Origin of the sequence: Cereibacter sediminicola, from assembly GCF_007668225.1 — a bacterium.
GTDB classification, from domain to species: Bacteria; Pseudomonadota; Alphaproteobacteria; order Rhodobacterales; family Rhodobacteraceae; genus Cereibacter_A; species Cereibacter_A azotoformans.
The window spans coordinates 1-365 of sequence record NZ_VDEK01000180.1 but is presented as its reverse complement, the minus strand read 5'-3'; the positions used below and the strand labels follow the sequence as shown (position 1 = coordinate 365).

Here is a 365-nt window from a genome sequence, read left to right as displayed (position 1 = left end):
AACGTAGCCCGCAAGGCAACGAAGCCGGAAATCAAGGCTGCAGTCGAAGCGCTGTTCGGCGTCAAGGTTACCGCAGTCAACACTGCAGTGCGCAAGGGTAAGGTCAAGCGTTTCCGCGGCCTTATCGGGCGCCAGAGCGACGTCAAGAAAGCGATCGTTACTTTGGCCGAAGGCCAGAGCATCGACGTTTCGACCGGTCTCTGAGAGGCCATGGAGTAAGAGACAATGGCACTCAAGCATTTTAATCCGATCACGCCAGGCCAGCGTCAGCTGGTCATCGTGGACCGTTCGGAACTCTACAAGGGCAAGCCGGTCAAGTCCCTGACCGAAGGTCTGTCCAAGAAGGGTGGCCGCAACAACACCGG

At 57.8% G+C, this 365-nt stretch carries 1 protein-coding gene and 1 pseudogene; both read left to right on the top strand.

Features of this window, described 5'->3' with window-relative positions; all coding sequences use genetic code 11:
• Positions 1-204: uL23 family ribosomal protein (locus FG154_RS20910; RefSeq protein ID WP_145112091.1), on the top strand; the 204-nt coding region annotated here is incomplete at its 5' end.
• Between the two features lie 21 nt (positions 205-225).
• Positions 226-365, top strand: a pseudogene (gene rplB, locus FG154_RS20905) (50S ribosomal protein L2); the annotation flags it as partial.